The following is a 24,725-nucleotide window of genomic DNA, read 5'->3' on the forward strand; positions in this document are numbered from 1 at the left end:
ACTTTTAAAAATTACTTTTATATTAAAATAAATTTTCAAACATTGTTGCTAATAGTAATGCAATTATTAATAAATAAAAAAACAAGAAAAATGAAAAATGTAGTTCTTTCGACCATAGTAATGACACTAGTAATGGTTTCGTGTAACCAAAAAAAGGAAGATGCTGGCGCAACAAATTCTGAGAAAACAGAAAGTGTTTCGCAATTATATGCATGTTCAATGCATCCTGAAATTACAGGAAAAAAGGGAGATAAATGTTCTAAATGCGGAATGGAATTAACCGAGCCGGTTAGCGAAAATGCAAAAAACATCCCAACTACGGTTGTTAAAACTAAGACAGAAACAACGGTTGTAGCGACTCCTCAATCTTCTTTTTCTATCAATGAAGTAGTAAATAATTATCTAAAACTTAAGAATGCACTTGTAAAGGATGATTCAAAAGGAGCGGCAAACGCCGGGAAAGCTTTATATGCGACTCTAAACGCTTTAGATTCAAAATCACTAAATGCGAAATTGAAAATGGAATATGTTGATATTGCCGATGATGCCAAAGAGCATGCGGAACATATTGGTAGCAATGCAGGAAAAATTGAACATCAAAGAGAACATTTTGCCATGTTGAGCAAAGATATCAACGATTTGATAAAAAGCTTTGGAACTACTCAAAAATTGTATCAGGATTATTGTCCAATGTATGATGAGGGGAAAAGTGGCTACTGGATAAGTGAAACTAAAGAAATCAAAAATCCATATTATGGTGCTCAAATGCTTACTTGTGGATCAGTAAAAAAAACATTCTAAATGAAAATTAGCATCAGAAGAATATTCGTTGTAGGTTTTATTATTTTGTTGCTGATACAATTTTATCAACCTGCTCGCAATTTAGATTACGGGCAGGTTTTGCCAAGCCATTTTGTAAAAACATATACTGTTCCTTCCAATGTAGAAACCATTTTACGAACTTCCTGTTATGATTGCCACAGTAACAATACAGAATATCCGTGGTATTCTTACATTCAACCAGCGAGAATGTTTTTGGATAGTCATATTAAAGAAGGAAAAGAAAACTTGAATTTCAGTACGTTTGGCAATTATTCTCCACGCAAGCAGGGAAACAAATTAGAACGAATTGTTAAGCAAATAAAATCGGGTGAAATGCCTTTGTCTTCCTATACTTTAATCCATAGAAATGCAATCCTTTCAACTACTCAAAAAGAGGAAATAATCAATTGGATAAATAAAACAAAAGATAGTCTTTCATTAGGAAACTAAATATTATGGTAGAAAAATTAATATCATTCTCACTAAGAAATAGATTTGTTGTCCTGCTTGTTTCGGCTTGTTTATTTGGCTGGGGTATTTACAGCGTACAACAAAATCCCATAGATGCCATTCCTGATTTGTCAGAAAATCAAGTTATTGTTTTCACGGAATGGATGGGAAGAAGTCCACAGGTTATAGAAGCGCAAGTAACTTATCCTTTGGTTTCTAATTTACAAGGAATACCAAAAATTAAAAATATTCGCGGTGCCTCGATGTTTGGGATGAGCTTTGTCTATATCATTTTTGAAGATGATGTAGATGTTTATTGGGCAAGAACTCGTGTATTGGAAAGATTAAATTATGCCCAGCGATTATTGCCTCAAAATGTTGTCCCAACCTTAGGTCCCGATGGCACAGGTGTGGGACATGTTTTTTGGTATCATTTAGAAACCAACGGTATGGACTTGGGAGAGCAACGTGCTCTGCAGGATTGGTATGTGAAATTTGCATTACAAACCGTTCCTGGCGTGGCTGAAGTGGCTTCATTTGGAGGTTTTGAAAAACAATACCAATTGGTATTAGATCCACTAAAAATGCAGTACTATAATGTAAGTATGATGGAGGTGATGAATGCTGTAAAGGCAAACAACAACGATGTTGGTGGACGAAAATTTGAAATGAGCAATATGGCTTACATCGTGAGAGGATTGGGCTACATCAAAAACATAAAAGATGTCGAAGAGATCACGGTTAAAAATTATAACTCGGTTCCTGTAAGAGTAAAGGATCTGGGTTCCATACAAATGGGAGGTGATTTGCGCTTGGGAATTTTTGACCAAAATGGCGAAGGCGAAGTTGTAGGCGGAATTGTAGTCATGCGGTATGGCGAAAATGCCGATAAAGTGATAAAAGCGGTTAAACTAAAAATGAAAGAAGTAGAAAAAGGACTTCCAGAAGGTGTTTCTTTTAAAACCTCTTATGATAGAAGTGAACTCATAGAACAAGCTGTCGCATCTGTCAAAGGAACCTTGATCGAAGAAATGATTGTCGTTTCTATAGTTATCCTTCTGTTTCTTTTTCATTGGAGAAGCGCTTTAATCATACTAATACAGCTTCCAATATCCGTTGCTGTTGGTTTTATTTTGCTCCAAGCTTTTGGGATTTCATCCAATATTATGTCGTTAACCGGAATAGCGCTTGCAATAGGTGTTGTAGTCGATGATGGAATTGTAATGGTCGAAAATTCCTATCGGAATATTTCGGAGAAACAGGAAGAAATGGAGAATAATCAACAATCGATTGAAAAATGAAAAATTTCATAAAAAATATATTCAAAAAAGAACACGACCCTTTATCTTCCGAAGAAAAACTGAAGATTATTGAGGCTTCCTCCAAATTGGTTGGGCCGGGTGTTTTTTATTCAACCATAATTGTAATTACTTCGTTTTTGCCCGTGTTTCTTCTTACAGGTATGGAAGGCAAATTATTTAGTCCATTGGCTTGGACAAAATCGTTTATACTTATTGTAGATGCCTTTTTGGCCATTTCACTTACGCCTGTTTTGATTAGTTTTCTACTCAAAGGCAAATTGCGCCCCGAAACAAAAAATCCAATCAACAAAAAACTGGAAAGCATATATACTCCGATTCTGATTTTTTCTTTGAAATGGAGAAAAACAGTATTAGTGGTAAATATAATTGCGCTGCTAATTGGGGTATTGATGTTTACGCGTCTGGGTTCGGAATTCATGCCTCCATTAGATGAAGGATCCATTCTATTTATGCCAGTTACCTTGCCCGATGTTTCCAATTCCGAAGTCAAACGAATTTTGCAGGTACAGGACAAACTGATAAAATCAGTACCCGAAGTCGCCCATGTTTTAGGAAAAGCCGGAAGGGCGAATACAGCAACCGACAATAGCCCCATAAGCATGATTGAAACGATTGTTTTGCTAAAACCCCAAAACGAATGGAGAGATGGCAAAAACAAGAATGACATTGTAACAGAAATAAACAACAAACTGCAAATTCCCGGAGTAACGAATGGTTTTACCCAACCTATTATTAATCGGATCAATATGCTTTCTACCGGTATCCGAACTGATGTGGGAATAAAAGTTTACGGAGCCGATTTAGATACCATAAATGCTTTATCCCAAAAAATCAAAAAAGCACTCGAAGGAACTGCTGGGGTAAAAGATTTGTATTCCGAACCGATAACCGGAGGGAAATATATTGATATTGAAGCAAAACGAGAGGCAATTGGTCGGTACGGACTTACTATTGACGATGTTAATAATGTTGTCGAAGCTGCTATTGGCGGAATGAAACTGACCACGACTATCGAAGGAAGGCAACGTTTTTCGGTAAATGCGCGATATGCACAGGAATACCGAAACAGCATTGAAGCCTTGAAAAAACTGCAAGTGCAAACCATGCAGTACGGACCAATTCCTTTGGAAGCCGTTGCTGACGTAAAAATAAGCGATGGACCACCCATGATAAACAGCGAAAATGCTATGCTTCGTGGGAGTGTCTTGTTTAACGTTCGGGAGCGTGATTTAGGAAGTACTGTAAAAGAAGCGCAGAAAAAACTGAACGCAATGATAACAAAAATGCCCAAAGGATATTATGTGGAATGGAGCGGGCAATGGGAAAATCAAATCAGGGCCAATAAAACATTAAGTATGATATTACCCATAGTCGTTATTATCATTTTCCTGATTTTATTCTTTACCTATAATTCGATGAAAGAAGCTTTAGTCACTATGATAACAGTGCCGTTTGCCTTAATTGGAGGGATTTTCATGGTCTATTTTTATGGTATTAATTTATCGGTGGCGGTGGCCGTTGGTTTTATTGCACTATTTGGAATGGCCATAGAAACAGCGATGCTAATGACCATTTATCTGAATGAGGCTATGAATAAAATGGTTGAAAAATATGGCAACAGTAAAGAGACCATTACCGAAGATATTTTACGACAATATATTATTGACGGTTCGGCCAAAAGGCTACGACCAAAACTGATGACGGTTTCGGTTTCATTATTTGGATTAATCCCCATTCTTTGGGCAACTGGAACGGGTGCAGATGTAATGCTTCCTATTACTGTTCCACTTATTGGGGGTACAATCACTTCAACAATTTATGTATTATTGGTAACACCTGTTGTTTTTGAAATGGTAAAACTCCGTGAATTAAAAACAAAAGGTAAAATAGAACTTATAGATGTTAAAGAATAATTATTTTCTCGTTATAAGCTGTTTGCTTTTAAGTACCGCTAATTTAATGGCGCAAACACTTTCGTTGGATAATGTTTTGACGAATATCAAAACAAACAATCCACAATTAAAAATGTATGATGCCGATATCCAAAGCATGGATGCCGCTGCAAAAGGTGCCAAAAGTTGGATGCCACCCCAAGTGAGTACTGGGTTTTTTATGACTCCTTACAATCCCAAATTGTGGAAAGCCGATGAAATGGGACCTGGTATGGGTAATTATATGGTGGGTGTTACACAAATGATTCCTAATGCTTCCAAGTTAAAAGCCGATTTTAATCTAATGAGTGCAATGTCTTCGGTCGAAGCCGAAAACAAAAATTACACGATCAATCAGTTAAAGGCGCTGGCAAAAACGAATTATTATCAATGGATGATAGTAAATAAAAAAATAAAAATTGCCGATGATAATTTGCTGCTTTTAAACTATATGATTAAAAGTATGGAAATACGATACCAGTATAATATGGATAAATTGCCTACTTATTACAAGGCAAAATCACAATACAGCGTATTAGAAAGTATGACCGTAATGTTGCGAAATGACATTTCCCAAAAAAGGATTATGCTTAATACCCTGATGGCAAGGGATAAAAACACCGCATTTGAAATAAAGGAAACCTATGAGTTAAATGATTTTGATGCAATAGTTTTGGATACCATTTCCCTTTCTAAAAATCGAAGTGATGTGAAAGCCATCGAAAAAACGATGGAAATAAATCAACTCAAAATTGAAGCAGAAAAGACAAAATTATTACCCGATTTTGGAGTTAAGTATGAGCATATGTTTGCCTTTGGCGATCAACCACAACAATTTACGTTAATGGGAATGATAAATATACCTATGCCTTGGTCGACCAAGATGAATAGAGCCAATATCACCAGTTTTAAAATAAAAAATGAAAGTCTTAATTGGCAAAAGCAAATGATTTTGAATGAAGCCACAGGAATGATTTCGGGAATGAATACAGAACTGACTAACCTAAAAAAACAGTACGGAATCGCCCAAAAAAGTATCATTCCTGCCTTGAAACGAAACTATGACACAGCAATTTTGGCTTGGCAAAACAACACAGGCGATTTATTCGTCACTCTCGATGCTTGGGAAGCATTAAATATGGCTCAAATAGATGCCTTGGACAAATTGCAAAGTATTTTGAGCGCACAAGTTGAAATTGAAAAACAACTGGAAACCAAATAATTATGAACAGATATTTGAAATATAGTTTAGTAGTTCTGGTAATTTTGATTGTTGGATTCGCAATCTATTATTTTGCGACAAAGTCAGGCAATAATTCCAAAAGTTTAGCTCAAAACGAAGTGTACACCTGTTCGATGCATCCTCAAATTATTAGGGATAAACCTGGAAATTGTCCCATTTGCGGAATGACTTTGGTGAAAAAAACAATTCAAAATCAGGCAATTGAAAGTAATTCAATTGACGCTCTTTTGAGGTCTACCGATAATTTTATAGTGGGTAACTTTCAAACCACGACAGCAAAAGACACCACTATTAGCAGTGAAGTAAACTTGCCCGGTCTGGTTGCTTACGACCCAAATTCTTCGGTAAATATCGCGGCAAGGATAAGTGGCAGAATAGAAAAAATGTACGTGAATTATAAATACCAAAAAGTCAGTAAAGGACAAAAGCTTTTTGATTTATACAGCCCGGAATTACTGACGGAACAGCAAAATTTTATTTATTTAAGTTCCAATGATTCCGAAAATACGTCGATCATTAAAGCCTCAAAACAAAAATTACTGCTTTACGGAATGACAAATAATCAAATAAGTGCATTGGCTTCCGTCAAAAGAGCAAACCCGGTAATTTCAATATACAGTCCAGCATCCGGAATTATTCAGGGAACGGAAAGCATGACCAAAAGCACTAATGTGACCATGCAAAATTCTGGTGCAACTACAGAAGCTTTAACCGTTAAAGAAGGAGATTACATTAAAAAAAGTGAAATCGTTTTCAAATTAGTTAATACCGATAAGGTATGGGGCGTTTTTAATGTTTTGCAAGGATATAACAGCCTGATTAAAATCAATCAATCGATTAACATTTTCTCGGAGTTGAATGAAAACGAATCCATTGCGGCCAAAGTGAATTTTATCGAAACACAATTCAGCGCAACGGACAAATCCAATAGAATTAGAGTTTATTTGAATAACAATACCCTGAAATTACCCATAGGTTTGCGATTACAAGGTATTTTAAAAACAAATCCGACGCAAGGGACTTGGATACAAAAACAAGCATTGGTAAGTATTGGAAACAAAAAAATAGTTTTCTTAAAACTGGACAATGGCTTTAGAGTAAGAGAAATAAAAACCGGAATTGAAGTGAATGATTTTGTCCAAATCATAAACGGCATTTCTGTCAAAGATACCCTTGCTAAAAACGCACAATATTTAATTGATAGCGAAAGCTTTATTAAAACCGAGTAATCATGAACTGGATAAAAAAAATCAGCATTCTGTTTATACTATTTACTGTATTTATAGCATGTAATACTAAAAACAAAGAAGACCATAGCGTCCATAAGGCAAAGAAAAGCCTTTATTATACCTGTTCTATGGACCCGCAAGTAAAGGAAGACAAGCCCGGAAAATGTCCTATTTGTCACATGGAATTGACTCCGATGAAAAATGACGATTCGGCAGTTAACGAAATAGCTTTGAGTGCCCAGCAAATTAAGCTTGGCAACATCACAACACAAACTATTGAAGAAACTCAAAGCAGCATTGAGCAATCCTATACCGGGGTTTTAACGATTAATCAGGAAAAAATCAAAACCATTTCAGCAAGAGCGATGGGACGAATCGAAAAGTTATATTTCAAAACTATTGGCGATTATATTAATAAAAATGAACCTGTATATCAATTATACAGCGAAGATATTGCCATTGCCAAGCAGGATTATTTTACAGCATACAAGCAACTTTCCATGCCGGGCGATTTTGGAAAAAATGCACTAAGCATGCTCAATGCGGCCAAGCAAAAACTATTGTTCTTTGGTTTAACCAATAAACAAATTGAAAGCATAAAAACAACCAATCAAGTGTCGCCTTACACGATTTTTTATAGCACTTACAGTGGAACTATTTCGGAAATAATAGCCACGGAAGGCAGTTACATCATGGAAGGTTCCGGCATAATTAAATTGGCCGATTTGAATAGTCTTTGGCTTGAAACTCAAGTAAACGTAAGCTATTCGAAAAGTATAAGTATTGGGCAAAATGCCAAAGTTACCTTTGTAGATTTTCCAGAAAAAACAATAAACGCAAGAATTTCATTCATTAATCCGGAAATTAATCCGGATACCAGACTGCTTTTAATTCGTATGGAAGTCCCAAATCAAAACCTATTCTTAAAACCGGGGATGCAGACAATTGCGAAGGTAACCCAGCCCAATAAAAAAGGGTTATTTATTCCGACGGATGCCGTAATTCGAGAAGAAAAAGCTTCCTATATTTGGGTTGAAAAAAGTCAAGGTTTGTTTGAAAGCCTCATGGTGGAAACCGGAATGGAAACCAATGGGATGGTTGAAATTAAATCGGAAATAGAGTCAACAAAAAAAGTAGTCATTACCGGAGCGTATTCCATAAACAGTGAATATAAATTCCGAAAAGGAGCTGACCCAATGGAGGGAATGGACATGTAATGTTTTTTTGGCTTTTTTAAAAACATGAAATAACAAATCTCAATAATAAGGCTACGTTGTTTAAATCGATTTTTGAATTATATATATTTGTATGCTAGCGTGTTAGTGATGAAAAAGGGTTGGAAAGTAACTGATTGTGGAATGAAAGGAATTATTTGTTATGGTTTTAAACAATTGAATGACAAAAAAAGACATGGAATTGACAATTTTCAATAAGAAATTTTACAATATTAAACTAAAATAATGAAACACTTTATAGATCTATTTTAGGGAACTTTACGAGATGAAAATTATTTTAAAAATAGAATACTAATCTAAAACACAATAAAATGAAAAACAAACTCTTTTTAACCCTAACAATGGCAGTACTCTTGGTTTCATGTAACCAAAAAAATAAGGAAGCCGCAACGGATAATACACATATGATGGATAATGATTCCACAATGATGCATAATGACACCACTATGATGAATAATAATACGAAAATGATGAACGAGAATTCTGCAATATATGCTTGCCCGATGCATCCAGAAGTTCAGGGAAAACTAAATGATAAATGTCGAAAATGTGGAATGAAATTAACCGTTCCTGTAACTGAAACTTCAGAAAAAAAACAATAACTGACTTCCTCGTTTTTCACTTACTTAACTCAAATCATGCTAGATTTGAAAAATAATTTAATGTCCCATAACTGTCCACACATTATGAAAGTGATACGGGTATTGACGTAAGGTTATTTGGAATCCAAGGATCTACTGAAAGAAGGTATTGAAATATGCAATGCTTGTAAAGACGAATGTGAAAAATATACACTACATATAGTTGTATATGGTAAAGAGTTTGAGAAAAGGGTATTTAACCTAAAAACAATTAACGTTAATTTTCAGGAAATATAGAAATTGCTTGGAAACTAGTCAGAGAACTTTCCTGCTTCTTAAAGCACCATAATATCCTAAGATTTACTGTATTTACCATAGCCTGTTTTGTGGATATATGTATGAGTTAACAAAAATTACGTATCTTTATATAGGTAATGTCTATTTTTTAGTTACTTAAAAAAAGTAAGAAAATAAAAAGAAGAAATTAATAAAATGATACTTGTTCAATGCATCTTGAAGTATCATTGCATAGTTATCGTGTAAAGTTCGCAATGAACTTTACATTAAAAAATAGACTATTTATCTAAATGCTCCAAAAAAGGTTTACTAAAAACAATAACTAGTAATCCATGAGTATTATACCGAAATGGGACACAATGAATCACATCAACATTAGAAAATTCGGATTGGCGTTTGGCATAACGGGAGCTTTATTATATTTTGTTTGTGCTCTGGTTATGCTCGTACTCGGTCATGATAGTTCAGTGAATTTTTTTAACACCTTGCTTCATGGAATAGATGTCTCGGCGATAATCAGAATGAACATTTCTCCTGGCGAAGAATTAAGGCGATTTGTTCAAACATTTATTCTCAGTTGGATGATTGGTGCCTGCATAGCGGGTATTTATAATATATCATTGGGTAACAAACAGGAGTTGTGAAAAAGCGACTTCAAAATTTGCTTGATTTCTAGAGGAAGCTTCCATTTTTGATCCTATAGCGGAATTTTTTATCTAAATATACATGGAAAAATTTTTAAATTGGAATGATCATTTTAGGAAGACAAATTGGTATGTCATCACGGGTGGTCCAAGTTCAGGTAAAACCACAACAGTAAACCTGCTAAAAGCTCGAGGATTTAAGACTACCATTGAACATGCGAGGCATTATCTAGATAGTCAGCGTATTAACGGGAAAACGGCAGAGAAACTAAGGAAAAATCAAGAAGAATTTCAATTAAGAGTTTTGCAAATGCAGATTGCGCAGGAAAATGAAATTGCTGCAGATGATTTGGTATTTCTTGACAGAGCAATTCCAGATTCACTTGCATACCATCATTTTCTTAAGCTCCCGGAAAACAAAAAGCTTTTGGAGGCAATGCGCAATGTCTCTTATAAAAAAGTGTTTATTCTGGATCTTCTTCCATTAGTAAAGGACTATGCCAGAATAGAAGACGAAGCAGCACAAAAAAGAATCCATGAGCTAATAATTGATGTATACCAATCCCTTCCTTTTCCAATTGTATTTGTTCCCCCACTTGAGGCAGCTGAACGCGTTGATTTTATTTTGAAAAATCTTTAATGTGGTTTATAATATGAAAACTTTTCAAAAGACTATGGTTATTCATTCTACGCCCGAAATGGTTTTTGCCCAATTGGATGATCTTTCAAAAACAGGAATGCACATGAGTCAAAGTTCTCTCATGATGCTTGGAAGTAAACTGAAGCTGGAACAACTTTCAACAAACTCAATAGGAATGGGTTCAAAATACCGTTGGTACGGAAAAATGATCGGAATGATAATTGATTTCAGCGAAATTGTTACTGAATGGCAACCTCCGGTATTGAAGAAATGGGAAACAGTTAGCGATGCAAAAATTATCATTATGTCATGGTATCGTATGTGGTTTAAGATTTCGTCGCATAAAAAAGGACCGACCGTAAAGCTTGCAATTAGTTATTTACCGCCTAAACATTGGTTTTATAAAATTCTTTCTTTTCTTTTTGCTAAATGGTATTGCAATTGGTGTCTGAATAATATGCTTCATGGAGCAAAGAAAAATCTTGAGGCAAAAATTGTATAAAGTAGAGTTGAAAATTAATAAGATTACAAATTTGAGGAATCAATTAAAAAACAAACTGTATCATACGAAGTTATTTTAAAACAATTCAAAACCAAAAAATAAAATTAAGAATTATAAATTTTACAAACCTTTTCCCTAATTGTACAACAATACAAACCTGTTTCATTTGGATATTTGTATTGCTAATAAAAAAGTAAAAAGAATGATACATACCTATACTATTACCGGGATGTCTTGCGACGGTTGTCGTTCTAAGGTGGAAAAAACATTGAATGCTGTTGATGGGGTTCACGCGACAGTTACTTTAGATCCCCCAGTAGCAACCATCACAATGGAAAAACATATTCCTGTTAAACAATTACAAGTTGTATTGACTGCTGCCGGAAAGTATAATATCACTGAGGCAACTTTAATGGAAACTCAAACCAAAACGGAAGATAATCCTACCGTAAAATCATGTTGCAGTTCTAATAAGCCACAAGGAGAATCTTTAGAAACGTTACCCAGCAATGTGCCAGGCAAATACTATTGTCCGATGCATTGTGAGGGCGAAAAAGTCTATGATAGACCGGGAGATTGTCCAGTTTGCGGAATGGATTTGGTTAAAGAAGCGGCGTTGCCAAATAATAAAACGTTATATACCTGTCCCATGCATCCCGAAGTTATCAAAGATGGTCCTGGTTCTTGTCCCATTTGTGGAATGGATTTAGTGCCTATGGAACCTACTGAAAGTGAAGAAAACAGGGTGTATCAAGACTTGGTGCGCAAAATGAAAATCGCGGTGGTTTTTACAATTCCAGTTTTTGCCATAGCTACTTTAGAAATGATAAACAATAATCCATTAATGAAAATAATGGATGCTTCAAAATGGAATTGGTTACAACTCATTTTATCGCTTCCCGTGATTTTTTACGCGTGTTGGATGTTTTTTATTCGTGCTTATAAGTCTATTATTACTTGGAATCTCAATATGTTTACGCTTATCGGAATTGGTACGGGAGTGGCGTTTTTATTTAGTTTAGTTGGGATGTTTTTTCCCGATGTTTTTCCCGATGAATTCAAAACACATAACGGAACGGTTTCACTCTATTTTGAAGCAACAACAGTAATATTAACGTTGGTTTTATTAGGGCAACTTTTAGAAGCCAGAGCGCATAGTCAAACCAGTGGAGCGATAAAAGAATTGTTGAAGTTAGCACCAACCGAAGCCACTTTGGTTATCGATGGAGCGGATAAAGTAATTTCCATTCACGATATCAAAAAAGGGGATTTATTGCGTGTAAAACCAGGAGATAAAATTCCGGTTGATGGAAAAATTACCGATGGAGAAAGTACCATTGATGAATCGATGATTTCAGGAGAACCTATTCCCGTTGATAAAAAAATCGATGATTATGTTGTAGCGGGAACCATAAACGGGAATAAGTCCTTTGTTATGATTGCCGAAAAAGTAGGTTCAGAAACTTTGCTTTCGCAAATCGTTAAGATGGTAAATGACGCCAGTCGTTCCAGAGCTCCCATTCAAAAGCTAGCGGATAGTATTGCTAAATATTTTGTCCCAATTGTAGTTGTAGTTTCTGTAGTAACTTTTTTTGTTTGGGCAAAATTTGGACCGGAACCAGCGATGGTTTATGGATTTATTAATGCCATTGCGGTATTGATAATTGCGTGTCCTTGCGCTTTGGGATTAGCCACACCCATGTCAGTAATGGTTGGTGTTGGGAAAGGAGCACAATCTGGAGTTTTGATAAAAAACGCGGAAGCACTGGAAAATATGAACAAAGTAAATGTTCTGATTACAGATAAAACAGGAACAATTACTGAAGGAAAACCTTCTGTTGAAAAAGTCTTCGCTACTAATAATGATGATGATTCTTTATTGCAAAGCATCGCTTCTTTAAATCAGTACAGCGAACATCCGTTGGCGCAAGCGGTAGTCAATTTTGCGAAAGCAAAAGGAGTTGCTTTAATCGAAGTAAAGGATTTTGAAGCAGTTTCTGGGAAAGGGGTTATAGGTATAGTTACCAACAAAAAAGTAGCTCTTGGAAATAAAAAATTGATGGAACAGGTGAGTGCTACGGTTTCGGCAGAACTGGAAAATCAGATTATCGCAGAGCAAAAATTAGGTAAAACAGTTTCCTATATATCAGTCGATGGAATTGCAGTGGGGTTTGTGTCGATTACAGATGCTATAAAAGCAACAAGTGTAGAAGCCATCAAAGAGTTAATACGTCAAGGAGTTGAGGTAATCATGTTGACGGGAGACAATGAAAATACGGCAAAAGCGGTCGCTCAGGAATTGCACTTGAGTTCGTATAAAGCGGGTTGTTTACCGGAAGATAAACTCAAAGAAATTAAAAGATTACAAGCCGAAGGAAAAATTGTAGCAATGGCAGGTGACGGAATCAACGATGCTCCGGCTTTGGCGCAAGCCGATATAGGAATTGCTATGGGAACCGGAACGGATGTTGCCATCGAAAGTGCTAAAATTACGTTGGTAAAAGGCGATTTACAAGGTATAGTAAAAGCTAAAAAACTAAGTCATGCCGTGATGAAAAATATTAAACAAAATTTATTTTTTGCTTTCTTTTATAACGTGCTGGGAATTCCAATTGCTGCGGGTGTTTTATATCCGTTTTTTGGAGTTTTGCTCTCGCCAATGATCGCCGCTTTGGCAATGAGTTTTAGTTCAGTTTCTGTCATTGCAAATGCATTGCGATTGCGAAACTTAAAGCTTTAAAAAAAAGAAGTTGGAGGCATTTATTTTTAAAGGAACAAGTTGTATTATAGATTGTTGCGAGTTAGGCCTTGGTTGATTTTAATATAGGAATAACCACTAAATGTGTAGAAATTGTCTTAAATTTATAGTACGATTTTAAATGATTGTATTTTTCAAATATCTGATTATCAATAACTAATAAATACTGTAGTCAAATGAAAATAATTTTAGCAACTGATGGATCTCCTTTTAGTGTGGCAATGGTAAAAGAGTTTGCCGGTAGACCTTTACCCATAAACACAAAAGTGAAAATCATCTCCGTTTATGAAGCAGATAGGCTTATGAATGTGGCTCCAATGGGTGTTTTGACGGAATATTATGACGATGCTCGTATGAATTCTTTGAAGTTTGCCGAGAATTCTGTCGCAGCAGCAGCGGAAATAATTAGAAATAAAAATCCTGAACTTGCAGTTTTAACGGAGGCACTAGAGGGAGCTCCTAAAACTGTTATCGTTGATGAGGCTGAAAAGTTTGGCGCTGATTTAATTGTTCTTGGGTCACATGGTTATGGTCTTGTTGAGCGTCTTTTATTAGGATCGGTTTCACAGTCCGTTGCACTTCATGCAAAATGTTCTGTTGAAATTGTTCGTAAAAAAACAAAATGAAAGTGTAACCCTAACGTAATAGAAAAAGTGCAAGTGATTTTCTATTAAATAAAGAAAGAATGAAATTCGGTTAGTTGGCTAGCCTTTTATTATTGAATAACAAAAGAGCGTAATTATATAATTTTTTTCAAAATTCAACAAGGTTTTTTCGCTTTAAAACGCGGATATTTATAGGGTTAATAGGTTTAACAAATAAATTCAATATCATGAAAACAGCACGAAAAATTGCATTATCGATTGGGTTAATTGGTCTTCTATATTCTTGCCAGTCAACTAATCAGGTTCTCTCAAAATCAGATAAGAGAATGGAAATTATGAATGAGATTGCTAATAATGAAAGTATGTCTAAAGAGATGATGGGGATACTTATGAATAGCAAAAGTGGTATGATGATGATGCAGGAGAAGGAAAAGGAAATGATGAAGAATGGTCATGCAAAAATGATGACAATGATGAAGGAAAATCCAGAAATGGTGAAAAGTATGATGTCAGAAATGATGAAGAATAATCCAGAAATGATGAAAGAGAATCATGCTAAAATGATGGCAATGATGAAAGAAAACCCGGAAATGATGAAAGGTATGATGTCAGAGATGATGAAAGGAATGAAGGATGACCCCGAAATGATGAAAAGTATGATGTCAAAAATGATGGAATCATCAAAAGGGGATGATGCTATGATGGCTGGAATGTGTAAGGAGATGATGGGAAGTGAACAAATGATGAAAATGATGGACAAAATGAAAAAAGAAAAAATGGACAATAGTAAAATGAAAGGGATGGATAAAAAACCAGAAAAGAAAGAAGATCATAAAGCACATCATTAATATTTAATTTAACCATAATCCTAAAGAATCATGTTGAATAACGGTAACGGAGAAATGCATATGGGGGAATATTCTTTCATGGGAATGCATCCATTTTGGTTAATTTTAGTAATTGTACTGCTTCTTTTTATGTTGGTACTGTTGAACCGATTTAGAAAAAGAAAATAATTAATTCAAAATTTAGCACCATAAAAATGAAAAAAATAACACTAGTAGCTTTTCTGACTTTTTATTCCTTTATGCAGGCAGAAAATAGCGTTGAGGGAAATGTTTCTAGAAAACTAGAGATTTTGCAGACACAGCCTACAACCTACACTTGTATAATGCATCCTGAAATTCATGCCACTAAACCGGGGAAATGCCCCAAATGCGGTATGGATTTGATTAAGGAAAAGGCAAAACCGTTAAAAAAAACCGTTAAAAAACAGCCGGCTTCAAAAGTATCTCCTGTAAAAGCAAGTCCTATTCAAACTAAAGCAGTAAATAATGATTTGCATCAAAATCATACAAATGTTCCCGCGGATATCACTAAAATCAAAGCAGAACCTATTAAAAGAACTGCTAAAAATGCGCCGCCAAGAACCGTTCGTTACGATTTATACGTTCGGGATACGATTGTAACTTTTGGCGATAAATCTAAAAGAGCGATTGCCGTAAACGGACAAATCCCAATGCCGACACTCACGTTTACCGAAGGCGATATTGCCGAAATTTATGTGCATAACGAATTAAATGAAGATACTTCGTTGCATTGGCACGGATTATTTTTACCAAATAAGGAAGACGGCGTGCCTAATTTGACCCAAATGCCAATCAAACCGAATACCACGCATAAATATACGTTTCCAATTATTCAGCACGGGACGCACTGGTATCACAGTCATACCGGTTTGCAGGAACAAATTGGGATGTATGGTTTGTTTATCATGAACAAAAGAAACGAAGACCCAAACTTTAGGGAAGGAATTGATGATTTACCGACAGTTCCAATCATTTTGAGTGAATGGACAGATATGAAACCAGAAAATGTACATCGGATGTTACACAATGCCACGGATTGGTTTGCAATTCAAAAAGGGACTACCCAGAGCTATGCTGAAGCCATAAAAGCAGGACATTTCAAAACAAAAGTCACCAACGAATGGAAACGAATGAATGCCATGGACGTAAGTGACGTGTATTACAATAAATTCCTGATCAACGGTAAAAATGAAAGCCAGCTTTCGCAGTTCAAAGCGGGCGATAAAGTGCGATTGAGGATTGCCAATGGTGGTGCTTCAACTTATTTTTGGCTGAACTATGCAGGAGGAAAAATTACGGTGGTGGCCAGTGATGGTAATGATGTTGAGCCTGTTGAAGTCGATAGATTGATTGTTGCAGTTTCTGAAACGTATGATGTTGTTGTAACTATTCCTGCTGAAAAAACGGCGTTTGAATTTTTAGTGACATCAGAGGACCGAACAAAATCTGCTTCCTTGTATTTAGGGAACGGGATCAAGCAATTGATTACACCGATGCCTAAATTAAAGTATTTTGAAGGAATGAAAATGATGAATGGAATGATGAAAATGAATGGAGATTTAGACGATATGGGCATGAAAATGTCATTGAATCAAATGGATATGAATGTGGTTATGTATCCTGAAATTACGGGACCTTTAAACGATAAGGAAGGAACTCAAAAAGAAGTTCAAATGGATCATTCTTCGCATGATATGGGAAAAATGAAAATGGATGATTCCTCTGCAAAAAAGGACAACATGAAAATGACCGAAGCCGATTATAACAGCAACGAACTTTCAGATATCACGACCTTGAATTATGCAATGCTGAAATCACCAACTAAAACAACGCTTCCAAAAGAGGCACCCGTAAAAGAATTGCGATTTGAATTGTCTGGAAATATGAATAGGTACGTGTGGAGTCTGGACAATAAAGTAGTTTCTGAAGCCGATAAAATTTTAATTAAAAAAGGGGAGAATGTCCGAATTGTGCTCTTCAACGGCTCGATGATGCGCCATCCCATGCACTTGCACGGACATGATTTTAGAGTGCTGAACGGTCAAGAAGAATACGCACCACTGAAAAATATTATCGACATTATGCCAATGGAAACTGACACAATTGAGTTTAATGCGAATGTGAAAGGCGATTGGTTTTTTCATTGCCACATTCTGTATCATATGATGGCGGGAATGGGAAGGGTTTTAAGTTATGAAAATCAAGAACCAAATCCTTTAATTCCAGATCCAAAATTAGCGCAGCGCAAATTATTCGCTGATGACAGAGCCTTTCATATAATGGCCGAAAATGATTTTGCCACCAATGGAAATGACGGAATGCTGATGATTCAAAACACACGTTGGAGCATTGGCACCGAATGGAGATTGGGGTATAATGACCATCATGGTTATGAAACGGAAACGCATATTGGAAGATACATCGGAAAAATGCAATGGCTGATGCCGTTCGTAGGTTTTGACTGGAGGTATCGAAAAATGAAAGAAGGAGAGATGGAGAAAAATCTTTTTGGTCAAGAAAGCACCAAAGACAAACGAGCGGTTGCAAGTTTAGGAATTGAATACACGCTGCCTATGCTAGTTAAATTTCAAACAGAAGTTTTTAGTGACGGAAAAGTCAGATTTCAATTCGAACGCATGGATATTCCGGTTTCAAAAAGATTGCGCATGAGTTTAATGTGGAATACCGACAAAGAATACATGGCGGGTTTGCGTTATATCGTCAAGAGAAATTTTGGAATTACTACGCATTATGACAGCGATATGGGATTGGGTTTTGGATTGAGTTTGAATTATTAAAAGTATTTGGAGAAGTGTTTATCAAGAATGAGAAATACTTTACGCAGCGGGGAGATTATAGATTTTGTATCTTGTGTTGTTTTAAAATTTTATTTAACCCTTAAAATATAAAGCTATGTTTAATAACGGTAATGGAGAAATGCATATGGGATCGTACTCATTTATGGGAATACATGTTTTTTGGTGGTTTTCAATAGTCGTTTTAGGACTGGCATTATTAGTGGCAGCTCACAAGTACCGGAGAAGAAAATGATTTTGAATTGAACTAAAATATAGAGACACGGATTGCAAATCCGCCTATCGAGAGATTTCTTTCGAATCATTATATTCAATCCAAGATTTCATTCTTCCGATATACATTTTTAGGTAATTTTCAGTCAAAAATATATTTGACCAATCAAACCGTTGCGATTGTACGCCAAGATAAAAAATCCAAATGGCAGCTCCTGCGTCAGGAATCATTTTTATTTCTTCTTCGGATAGTGGTCTTATATTTTGATAACCTTTTAAAAAGCTTTGAACTTTTAGTTCGTATTCCTCCTTATTAACTTCGATATGGAATAGTTGTTTGCAAAAATAGGCAACATCAAAAACCAACAAGCCGTTTCCGCAAAAATCAAAATCGAAAATGGTTGCTTCGTTTTTGTCTTTAATGTTCATGTTGTCATACCAAATGTCCATATGAACAATTCCTTTTGTGACCTTTGTGAAGTCAATTTTCTCAAAGGTTTTACTGATTTTTTCGCTTTGCTTTTTTATGAATTTCATTTCCGCTATTGTCTCGGAAAAATAATACTTTGCATATTCATAAGGCAATTGAATCAAGGTTTCTAAATCATAATTGATGCGATTAATTTTTTTGTTAGCTGTTGTAGTATGAATTTTTGCCATAAGCGAACCAATAGAGAAACAAGTCTGTGCGTCCATGAATCTTATTTTTTCTCCTTCGGCAAAGGAGAAGAGTACGGCGTGACGTATTCCTTCTGGGGCGTTTATTTCTTGTATGAATTCATCTTTTTTGTCTGCTATAGGAAAAGAGACGCTGACATGGTTCTCTTTTAGAAGATGCAACAGATTGATTTCTTCAAAAATTTGGGATTTTGAGCGCCAGTTGTAAAAGTAAACTCGTAATACATATTTTGTTTCGTTGTCAGCAATAAAATAGGTGTGATTAATCCCTGTTCTAAACAATTGGCAAGTGCAGTTTTCGTTGAGGTCGTATTTTTCTATAACAAATTGCCCTAAGGCTGTGGCTGAAAGCGTTGATGTTGTAACGGGAAAATTTGTCATTTTTTTTAAATTTTGGGCACGGATTGCAAATCTACATTATCCTTTAGATTTGCAAAGTAGAATCAATGATAAAATAGTTTAAAGTCTGGAATAGTTTATAAGATAATTTTTTAAAATCCCAAAGAGAAGATTTTTGTGTAGAATTTTTGCTAAAAATGTGTGAATTATGTAATTATTATCAAAAAATATATTCCATTTCTTCAAATGTATAGGTTATTTTTGTTTTACCGAAATATATTAAGTTCGGAATAACTTAAAATTATTTATATGAATAACCCTTCAGCACCAAAGAAAATTACCTGGATTATAGGATTGATTTGTGGTATACTTGGAATCATAGGACATTTTGCACATATCCAGGTTTTATCGGAGTATAATTACACGCTATTGCTTATTGGTTTTGTTGTTTTGGCAATAGGAACCACTGTAAAAGGAGTTTAAATAAATAAAAATTTAGCTGACAAAAGCGTTTTCATAGTTCTTAAGGTTTGCTAATTCTCAACACTTTGCCGAGCTGGGTGTTTTATAAAATCAAAAAAGCTAGGTTTTACTCCTAGCTTTTTTGATTTACTGTTGCGCAATATATTTGCAAGAATCAAATCAATCTTTTTTATGTTGTTCGGTGTGATTTTGATTTCCGTTAATCGTATGATCTCCCACGTTCATTCCGTTTGACATTCCGATCATAAAGGCAGTAATAATTAGCATAATTTTTCTTTTTGCCCAAAGAATAGGGCGTTTAGATTGCTCTAAACGTGTTTTATTTTTGTGTTTATACATTTTGTAAATGATAAATGATTAGACATTTGTTATCATCTTTATGCATGGAATTGCATAAATGCGTAGAAAGAAATTTTCTAGGCTATGTATAAACTTTTATAGGAGTTTCTGGAAGTAATCATCTCATTTATAAAAATGTATTGAGATGCAAATGAACTTACTTTTTGATAAAGAAGCGTTTGTGATTTTAGAAGAACCGGAATTTGAAGATTAAAAATATCTTGAAATTGGAGGTAGGCTAACTGAAATAAGAATGAAGTTTTTTCAGACGGATTTGTCTGATTGAAAACATATAATTTCGAACCCTTATAGTTTAATTCTCTTCTTAGAATTACGTTTGAGAATTGGTAATAATCTGCTCAATTTGATGGAGAATCTAAAGCACCATCATTCACTATCAGGCCAAAAGCCAGAAAGAGTGAAATGAGATATTTTAAATACTTTGTCAATCTATTTAATTTGAATTATTGGTATGTTGTACAACGTTCCTAGGTTTTGTTAGGATTTTGGAGCTAAAATAGCATTTATTTTTTGGATTAGTGCCATTGTCGAAATTTGTACTATCAAGTTGCAAAACCGATTTCATAGCTCTTATGCTGTGCAAAGTCTCCCGACTTTGTACCAAATCCTATCTGCCGGTAACACTTTACTCTCACTATATTATTTGCTCATTATTGTGGGCGCAAAGTCAGAGACGTTTGCGCAGCTTAAGCGATAAATTTATTCTTTAAATGAACACTTTGCGGAGCTGGCGCAAAGTCAGAGGCGTTTGCGCAGCTTAAGCGATAAATTTATTCTTTGAATGAACACTTTGCGGAGCTGGGCCTGCTGTTAGCGATAATTTATTCTTTAACACTTTTTAATCGCTGATCAAACATCATTTTTGAAGTGCTTACGACCTTAATTTTTGATGAATCTGGATGAACAGGGTTTATTAAATAATTAAATTCTTTTGGTACGATACTACTAGGGACTTTTAAAATGGCAGCTTCATTGTAATTTACGAAATCATCACCGATGGTTTGGGTAGTTAAAGATGGTGGTTTTGAATTCCAATCATTTGGTAAATCTTCCAGCTTTACTTCCTGTATAGTAATTCCATCGGGTACTTCAATTTCGACATAAAAACGATCATCGGGTAAATCCTCGCTTAAATCTAAATGAACAGAAACTTCCAATGTTGCTAGAGCTCTAGTTTCAGCAGTATAAACAATTCGAGTATTAAGACTATTCCACCGATAACCTTCAGAAATCGACGCACCTATTCCATTTAACGTAGTACTTAAATATTTTTCACGTTCAATTCTAAATACTATCATTACGCTAAATTTCCGAATTCTAAGCGATTCAAACTAAATTTAACCTCGTTAATGCCTGTTATTGTGTCAAGCATATTTTCGGGTGAACTTCCCCCAATGGACAAGTTAGGTTTTTTTAACCAGCGTTGAAATTTTTCTTCCTCGTTATTGAAAACTTCCAAGCCATAGTCAATTAACTCGTTAATTAGAATCACTAATTCACTATTTCTACTGTCCAAAAGTAAATGTTCGCTTTTTTTCTTATTATATGTAGTTTGTGGAATCCCAACTATTGCCAGAACTGACTTTATTGGATTATTAAGTCTTTTACTAATTAATTCAATTGAATCATATGGAATGCCAGCTCTGATTACATTAACACGCTCAAGCTTATTGCTCCATTTATATTCCTTGCCATCAGAACTCAATAAAAATTTTCTAATATTTACAGCATAACCAGATGCTTTCTGGACACTTCTTTTAGTGTCGAACGGCTTTGTTCTACGTGTGACTTTTCCCATAACGCAACTTATTTACTGTAAACATACAATATTTTTGTTGTTAAAACGAAAAAATTCCAACATAATTATCACTAATTCGTCAAAATTTCTAAGCAATTTTATATGTCGCATACCACGACCCGCGTGAAGGATGGCAGTAGAGCTCTTTATTGTTTTAGCCCGAAGGGCAAACAATAAAAGCGGGAACGTACAGCCTGACCCGCAGTTGCGAGGAGGAACGACGAAGCAATCTGGAGGGACACGCCTAAATTATTTTCCGTTTCAGACCTGTGGTTTTTTCAAATAACTGCCTAAAATTCAATCCCGTTTCGTTCCGTCCCGACGTTTCGGGATCGGGATTGGGAACGTGAATAAAAAACTTGTTTGGGTTGCAAAAATTTTATAATTTTGCAGTCCGAATTTATAATATAAATTAAAGAAGAAGATGGATATTAAAAGAGTAGCAATAGACGCAGTAACTGAGACAATTGTAATGACTGTAGTTCAGATGGATTACAAAGGTCAAGTTGCAAAAAGAATAAACGAAAAAATGCCTTTGGCAACGGTTAAAGGATTTAGAAAAGGGGCTGTGCCTAAAGATCTTGTTGAAAAACAATACGGAAAAGCAATCAAACAAGAAGAAGTTCAAAAAGTGGTTGACTTGGCTTTAGAGCGTTTCGTACAATCTGAAAGATTAAACCTTCTTGGAACACCACTTGCTAAAGTAAACGAAGATTTCTCTTGGGATACTGAAGAATTGGTTTTTGAATATGAAATTGGTTTAGTGCCAAACTTCGAATTAGACTTAGAAGCTAAAAACGACATCGTAAAATATGTAGTTTCTGCTGATGATAAATTAATCGAAGGTCAAGTAGAACGCATCCAAAAACAATTTGGTAAAGCTATTCCTCAGGATGTGGTTGTAGCGGGTTCAGATTTGACTGGAGCTTTCACAAACGAAGAAAAAGGAATCAATAACACAACAACTATTGCTTTGGATATGTTCAAAGACAAAGCTACTGCTGATAAATTCATCGGTAAAAAAGTAGGTGATGTTGTGACTGTAAATACAAAAGATTTATTCGAAGACGTACATCAATTGATGGACGTGTTGAAAGTAAGTCATGATGAGGTTCACGAATTGGCGGTTGACGTAGATTTCACTATCGAAGCAATCAATACTACTGAAATGGCTGAATTGAACCAAGAATTGTTCGATAAACTTTTTGGAGCTGGAACTGTAGCTTCTCTAGAAGAATTGAAAGCAAAAATCAAGGAAGATGCTGAATCTCAATTTGCGCAACAAGCTGACCAAAAATTATTGGCTGATGTTCAGGATTTCTTGATTGCAAATACAAAATTCGACTTGCCATCTGAATTCTTGAAAAAATGGTTGCAAACGGTAGGAGAGAAAAAATTATCTCCTGAAGAAGCTGAAGTAGAATATGCACGTTCTGAAAGAGGATTGCGTTTTCAGTTGATCGAAGGTAGAGCAATGGCTACAAGTGATATCAAAGTTACTTTTGAAGACTTGAAAACGTTCACTACAAAATCAATCCGTCAGCAAATGGCTCAATTCGGACAAACAAATCCTACTGACGAAGAAGTTCAGGGAATTGTTGCGAGAGTTTTGTCTAACCAAGACGAAGTAAAAAGACTTTCTGACCAAGTGGTAGGAGAGAAAATGTTAGAATTGTTCAAAGAAAAAGCAAATCCAACTACTAAAGAAGTTACTTACGACGAATTTATTGCCGCTTCTTACGGAGAATAAATAGGAGTCTGTAATGTCGTAAAGTCGAAAGTCAAAAGCCCTAAGAGCGCAAGTGATTATTAAAATTTTATGATTTTATTAGAGATACTAAACAATAAAAAATAGTTATATTTGAGCGTCAGAAAAAAATATTTTTTGGCGCTCTTTTGTTTCAATTAGTTGCGGGAGCCAATCCAGCTGTACGTTACAAGTTTTTTCTTCCGTTTCAGTTTTTTTTATTCCTGCAAGAGCTTCTTTCAGTCGCTTTGCAAGAATAAAAAAACTAAAAAACGGAATTCAAAAAGCTTTTTACTCCCATCTGGGCTAAAAATAAGACATATTGACATCATTTGGAAATAGGTATGACCTTTGCGTTAAATGGAATTACAAGATATTACGTAAAACTTAGAACAAAAAAATATGAACTACGGTAAAGAATTTAAAAAATTTGCTACAAAGGACCACGGCGTAAACTCGATGTATTACGATAAAATCGTAGGCGCAATGACTCCTAAAAACATGACTCCATATATCATTGAAGAACGTCAGTTGAATATTTCACAATTAGACGTTTTCTCAAGATTGATGATGGACAGAATTATATTCCTTGGAACAGGAATTGACGACCAAATTGCAAACATCGTTCAGGCACAGTTATTGTTCCTTGAAAGTGCTGATGCTTCAAAAGACATTCAGATTTATTTGAATTCTCCAGGAGGAAGCGTTTACGCAGGATTAGGGATTTATGACACAATGCAATACATCAAACCAGATGTAGCGACTATTTGTACAGGAATGGCAGCTTCTATGGGAGCGGTGCTTTTATGTGCAGGTGCGGCAGGAAAACGTTCGGCTTTGCCACATTCAAGAGTAATGATTCACCAACCATCAGGCGGAGCTCAGGGAGTTGCCACAGATATGGAAATCAACTTACGCGAAATGTTGAAACTAAAAGATGAGTTGTACAAAATTATCTCTCACCACTCCGGACAAACTTTCGAGAAAGTACACACCGATAGTGAGCGTGATTATTGGATGATTGCTGAAGAAGCAAAAGCATACGGAATGATTGATGAGGTTTTAATAAGAGGATAAATTATTAGTCGAAAGTCAAAAGCCAGAAAGTCAAAAGCATTGCTGAGACTTTACGACTTTTGACTTTATGACATTAGACTAAAAGA

Annotated in this window: 24 protein-coding genes; 20 read left to right on the plus strand and 4 right to left on the minus strand. The window is 35.3% G+C overall.

The features are described from left to right. The first annotated feature begins 90 nt into the window (after nucleotides 1-90). From ACFX5F_RS01795 to ACFX5F_RS01875, 17 genes are all read left to right on the plus strand, one after another. Entirely contained in the window at nucleotides 91-801 is a 711-nt protein-coding gene (locus ACFX5F_RS01795; RefSeq protein ID WP_379849338.1) for a DUF3347 domain-containing protein, read from the plus strand. Further along, a complete protein-coding gene (locus ACFX5F_RS01800) occupies nucleotides 802-1,272 on the plus strand; it encodes a heme-binding domain-containing protein (protein WP_379849340.1) in 471 nt (156 codons plus the stop codon). It begins immediately after the preceding gene. Nucleotides 1,273-1,277: 5 nt separating this feature from the next. Beyond that, a complete protein-coding gene (locus ACFX5F_RS01805; protein ID WP_379849342.1) occupies nucleotides 1,278-2,573 on the plus strand; it encodes an efflux RND transporter permease subunit in 1,296 nt (431 codons plus the stop codon). Then, a complete protein-coding gene (locus ACFX5F_RS01810; protein WP_379849344.1) occupies nucleotides 2,570-4,507 on the plus strand; it encodes an efflux RND transporter permease subunit in 1,938 nt (645 codons plus the stop codon). The genes ACFX5F_RS01805 and ACFX5F_RS01810 overlap by 4 nt, the downstream gene beginning before the upstream one ends. Further along, the gene (locus tag ACFX5F_RS01815; RefSeq protein ID WP_379849346.1) at nucleotides 4,494-5,747 is read left to right on the plus strand and encodes a TolC family protein; all 1,254 of its coding nucleotides are present in this window, start codon (nucleotides 4,494-4,496) and stop codon (nucleotides 5,745-5,747) included. Before ACFX5F_RS01810 ends, ACFX5F_RS01815 begins: the two co-directional genes overlap by 14 nt. Before the next feature lie 2 nt (nucleotides 5,748-5,749). Continuing rightward, nucleotides 5,750-6,997, plus strand: a complete 1,248-nt coding sequence (locus ACFX5F_RS01820; RefSeq protein ID WP_379849348.1) for a heavy metal-binding domain-containing protein — start codon at nucleotides 5,750-5,752, stop codon at nucleotides 6,995-6,997. Nucleotides 6,998-6,999: 2 nt separating this feature from the next. After that, nucleotides 7,000-8,214, plus strand: a complete 1,215-nt coding sequence (locus ACFX5F_RS01825; protein WP_379849350.1) for an efflux RND transporter periplasmic adaptor subunit — start codon at nucleotides 7,000-7,002, stop codon at nucleotides 8,212-8,214. Between the two features lie 72 nt (nucleotides 8,215-8,286). Beyond that, nucleotides 8,287-8,430, plus strand: coding sequence for a hypothetical protein (locus ACFX5F_RS01830; RefSeq protein ID WP_379849352.1), 144 nt, complete (start codon nucleotides 8,287-8,289; stop codon nucleotides 8,428-8,430). Between the two features lie 113 nt (nucleotides 8,431-8,543). Beyond that, entirely contained in the window at nucleotides 8,544-8,834 is a 291-nt protein-coding gene (locus ACFX5F_RS01835; protein WP_379849354.1) for a heavy metal-binding domain-containing protein, read from the plus strand. Nucleotides 8,835-9,442: 608 nt separating this feature from the next. Continuing rightward, a complete protein-coding gene (locus ACFX5F_RS01840; protein WP_379849356.1) occupies nucleotides 9,443-9,754 on the plus strand; it encodes a DUF5676 family membrane protein in 312 nt (103 codons plus the stop codon). Between the two features lie 82 nt (nucleotides 9,755-9,836). Beyond that, nucleotides 9,837-10,394, plus strand: coding sequence for an AAA family ATPase (locus tag ACFX5F_RS01845; RefSeq protein ID WP_379849358.1), 558 nt, complete (start codon nucleotides 9,837-9,839; stop codon nucleotides 10,392-10,394). 13 nt (nucleotides 10,395-10,407) lie between these two features. Continuing rightward, nucleotides 10,408-10,896, plus strand: a complete 489-nt coding sequence (locus tag ACFX5F_RS01850; RefSeq protein WP_379849360.1) for a hypothetical protein — start codon at nucleotides 10,408-10,410, stop codon at nucleotides 10,894-10,896. A gap of 202 nt (nucleotides 10,897-11,098) precedes the next feature. Then, nucleotides 11,099-13,636 (plus strand): heavy metal translocating P-type ATPase, encoded by a 2,538-nt coding sequence (locus ACFX5F_RS01855; protein WP_379849362.1) that lies wholly within the window; start codon nucleotides 11,099-11,101, stop codon nucleotides 13,634-13,636. A gap of 194 nt (nucleotides 13,637-13,830) precedes the next feature. Further along, the gene (locus ACFX5F_RS01860; RefSeq protein ID WP_379849364.1) at nucleotides 13,831-14,280 is read left to right on the plus strand and encodes a universal stress protein; all 450 of its coding nucleotides are present in this window, start codon (nucleotides 13,831-13,833) and stop codon (nucleotides 14,278-14,280) included. Nucleotides 14,281-14,486: 206 nt separating this feature from the next. Then, complete coding sequence (locus ACFX5F_RS01865; protein ID WP_379849366.1) at nucleotides 14,487-15,107, plus strand: membrane or secreted protein; 621 nt, start codon at nucleotides 14,487-14,489, stop codon at nucleotides 15,105-15,107. Nucleotides 15,108-15,301: 194 nt separating this feature from the next. After that, nucleotides 15,302-17,926, plus strand: a complete 2,625-nt coding sequence (locus ACFX5F_RS01870) for a multicopper oxidase domain-containing protein (protein ID WP_379849368.1) — start codon at nucleotides 15,302-15,304, stop codon at nucleotides 17,924-17,926. 115 nt (nucleotides 17,927-18,041) lie between these two features. Then, nucleotides 18,042-18,179, plus strand: a complete 138-nt coding sequence (locus ACFX5F_RS01875; RefSeq protein WP_379849370.1) for a hypothetical protein — start codon at nucleotides 18,042-18,044, stop codon at nucleotides 18,177-18,179. A gap of 44 nt (nucleotides 18,180-18,223) precedes the next feature. Here ACFX5F_RS01875 and ACFX5F_RS01880 read toward each other — a convergent pair whose 3' ends face one another. Beyond that, nucleotides 18,224-19,216, minus strand: coding sequence for a phosphotransferase (locus ACFX5F_RS01880; protein WP_379849372.1), 993 nt, complete (start codon nucleotides 19,214-19,216; stop codon nucleotides 18,224-18,226). 267 nt (nucleotides 19,217-19,483) lie between these two features. On the opposite strand from ACFX5F_RS01880, the gene ACFX5F_RS01885 reads away from it, so the two are divergent. Then, nucleotides 19,484-19,657 carry a hypothetical protein gene (locus tag ACFX5F_RS01885; RefSeq protein WP_379849374.1) on the plus strand — a complete coding sequence of 58 codons (174 nt, stop codon included), beginning with the start codon at nucleotides 19,484-19,486 and terminating at the stop codon, nucleotides 19,655-19,657. Between the two features lie 159 nt (nucleotides 19,658-19,816). On the opposite strand, the gene ACFX5F_RS01890 is transcribed toward ACFX5F_RS01885, so the two are convergent. The 3 genes from ACFX5F_RS01890 to ACFX5F_RS01900 form a co-directional block, all read right to left on the minus strand. Continuing rightward, nucleotides 19,817-19,996 (minus strand): hypothetical protein, encoded by a 180-nt coding sequence (locus tag ACFX5F_RS01890; RefSeq protein WP_379849376.1) that lies wholly within the window; start codon nucleotides 19,994-19,996, stop codon nucleotides 19,817-19,819. Between the two features lie 842 nt (nucleotides 19,997-20,838). Next, on the minus strand, nucleotides 20,839-21,315 hold the full coding sequence (locus ACFX5F_RS01895) for an RES family NAD+ phosphorylase (RefSeq protein ID WP_126451733.1): 477 nt from the start codon (nucleotides 21,313-21,315) through the stop codon (nucleotides 20,839-20,841). After that, on the minus strand, nucleotides 21,315-21,815 hold the full coding sequence (locus ACFX5F_RS01900; protein ID WP_379849378.1) for an Xre family toxin-antitoxin system antitoxin: 501 nt from the start codon (nucleotides 21,813-21,815) through the stop codon (nucleotides 21,315-21,317). Before ACFX5F_RS01900 ends, ACFX5F_RS01895 begins: the two co-directional genes overlap by 1 nt. 424 nt (nucleotides 21,816-22,239) lie before the next feature. Here ACFX5F_RS01900 and ACFX5F_RS01905 point away from each other — a divergent pair, with 424 nt between their 5' ends. Both ACFX5F_RS01905 and clpP read left to right on the plus strand, forming a co-directional pair. Beyond that, the gene (locus ACFX5F_RS01905) at nucleotides 22,240-23,565 is read left to right on the plus strand and encodes a trigger factor (RefSeq protein ID WP_379849380.1); all 1,326 of its coding nucleotides are present in this window, start codon (nucleotides 22,240-22,242) and stop codon (nucleotides 23,563-23,565) included. A gap of 399 nt (nucleotides 23,566-23,964) precedes the next feature. After that, the gene (gene clpP / locus ACFX5F_RS01910; protein ID WP_379849382.1) at nucleotides 23,965-24,639 is read left to right on the plus strand and encodes an ATP-dependent Clp endopeptidase proteolytic subunit ClpP; all 675 of its coding nucleotides are present in this window, start codon (nucleotides 23,965-23,967) and stop codon (nucleotides 24,637-24,639) included. Nucleotides 24,640-24,725 lie beyond the last annotated feature (86 nt).

Source organism: Flavobacterium zhoui (genome assembly GCF_042787235.1).
Taxonomy (GTDB): domain Bacteria; phylum Bacteroidota; class Bacteroidia; order Flavobacteriales; family Flavobacteriaceae; genus Flavobacterium; species Flavobacterium zhoui.

Coding starts and splice junctions, on each gene's coding strand:
- ACFX5F_RS01805 (WP_379849342.1), top strand. CDS start 1,278: ATGGTAGAAAAATTAATATCATTCTCACTAAGAAATAGATTTGTTGTC.
- ACFX5F_RS01885 (WP_379849374.1), top strand. CDS start 19,484: ATGAATAACCCTTCAGCACCAAAGAAAATTACCTGGATTATAGGATTG.
- ACFX5F_RS01810 (WP_379849344.1), top strand. CDS start 2,570: ATGAAAAATTTCATAAAAAATATATTCAAAAAAGAACACGACCCTTTA.
- ACFX5F_RS01860 (WP_379849364.1), top strand. CDS start 13,831: ATGAAAATAATTTTAGCAACTGATGGATCTCCTTTTAGTGTGGCAATG.
- ACFX5F_RS01900 (WP_379849378.1), bottom strand. CDS start 21,815: ATGGGAAAAGTCACACGTAGAACAAAGCCGTTCGACACTAAAAGAAGT.
- ACFX5F_RS01815 (WP_379849346.1), top strand. CDS start 4,494: ATGTTAAAGAATAATTATTTTCTCGTTATAAGCTGTTTGCTTTTAAGT.
- ACFX5F_RS01865 (WP_379849366.1), top strand. CDS start 14,487: ATGAAAACAGCACGAAAAATTGCATTATCGATTGGGTTAATTGGTCTT.
- clpP (WP_379849382.1), top strand. CDS start 23,965: ATGAACTACGGTAAAGAATTTAAAAAATTTGCTACAAAGGACCACGGC.
- ACFX5F_RS01840 (WP_379849356.1), top strand. CDS start 9,443: ATGAGTATTATACCGAAATGGGACACAATGAATCACATCAACATTAGA.
- ACFX5F_RS01795 (WP_379849338.1), top strand. CDS start 91: ATGAAAAATGTAGTTCTTTCGACCATAGTAATGACACTAGTAATGGTT.
- ACFX5F_RS01870 (WP_379849368.1), top strand. CDS start 15,302: ATGAAAAAAATAACACTAGTAGCTTTTCTGACTTTTTATTCCTTTATG.
- ACFX5F_RS01820 (WP_379849348.1), top strand. CDS start 5,750: ATGAACAGATATTTGAAATATAGTTTAGTAGTTCTGGTAATTTTGATT.
- ACFX5F_RS01875 (WP_379849370.1), top strand. CDS start 18,042: ATGTTTAATAACGGTAATGGAGAAATGCATATGGGATCGTACTCATTT.
- ACFX5F_RS01855 (WP_379849362.1), top strand. CDS start 11,099: ATGATACATACCTATACTATTACCGGGATGTCTTGCGACGGTTGTCGT.
- ACFX5F_RS01890 (WP_379849376.1), bottom strand. CDS start 19,996: ATGTATAAACACAAAAATAAAACACGTTTAGAGCAATCTAAACGCCCT.
- ACFX5F_RS01895 (WP_126451733.1), bottom strand. CDS start 21,315: ATGATAGTATTTAGAATTGAACGTGAAAAATATTTAAGTACTACGTTA.
- ACFX5F_RS01905 (WP_379849380.1), top strand. CDS start 22,240: ATGGATATTAAAAGAGTAGCAATAGACGCAGTAACTGAGACAATTGTA.
- ACFX5F_RS01825 (WP_379849350.1), top strand. CDS start 7,000: ATGAACTGGATAAAAAAAATCAGCATTCTGTTTATACTATTTACTGTA.
- ACFX5F_RS01880 (WP_379849372.1), bottom strand. CDS start 19,216: ATGACAAATTTTCCCGTTACAACATCAACGCTTTCAGCCACAGCCTTA.
- ACFX5F_RS01800 (WP_379849340.1), top strand. CDS start 802: ATGAAAATTAGCATCAGAAGAATATTCGTTGTAGGTTTTATTATTTTG.
- ACFX5F_RS01835 (WP_379849354.1), top strand. CDS start 8,544: ATGAAAAACAAACTCTTTTTAACCCTAACAATGGCAGTACTCTTGGTT.
- ACFX5F_RS01850 (WP_379849360.1), top strand. CDS start 10,408: ATGAAAACTTTTCAAAAGACTATGGTTATTCATTCTACGCCCGAAATG.
- ACFX5F_RS01845 (WP_379849358.1), top strand. CDS start 9,837: ATGGAAAAATTTTTAAATTGGAATGATCATTTTAGGAAGACAAATTGG.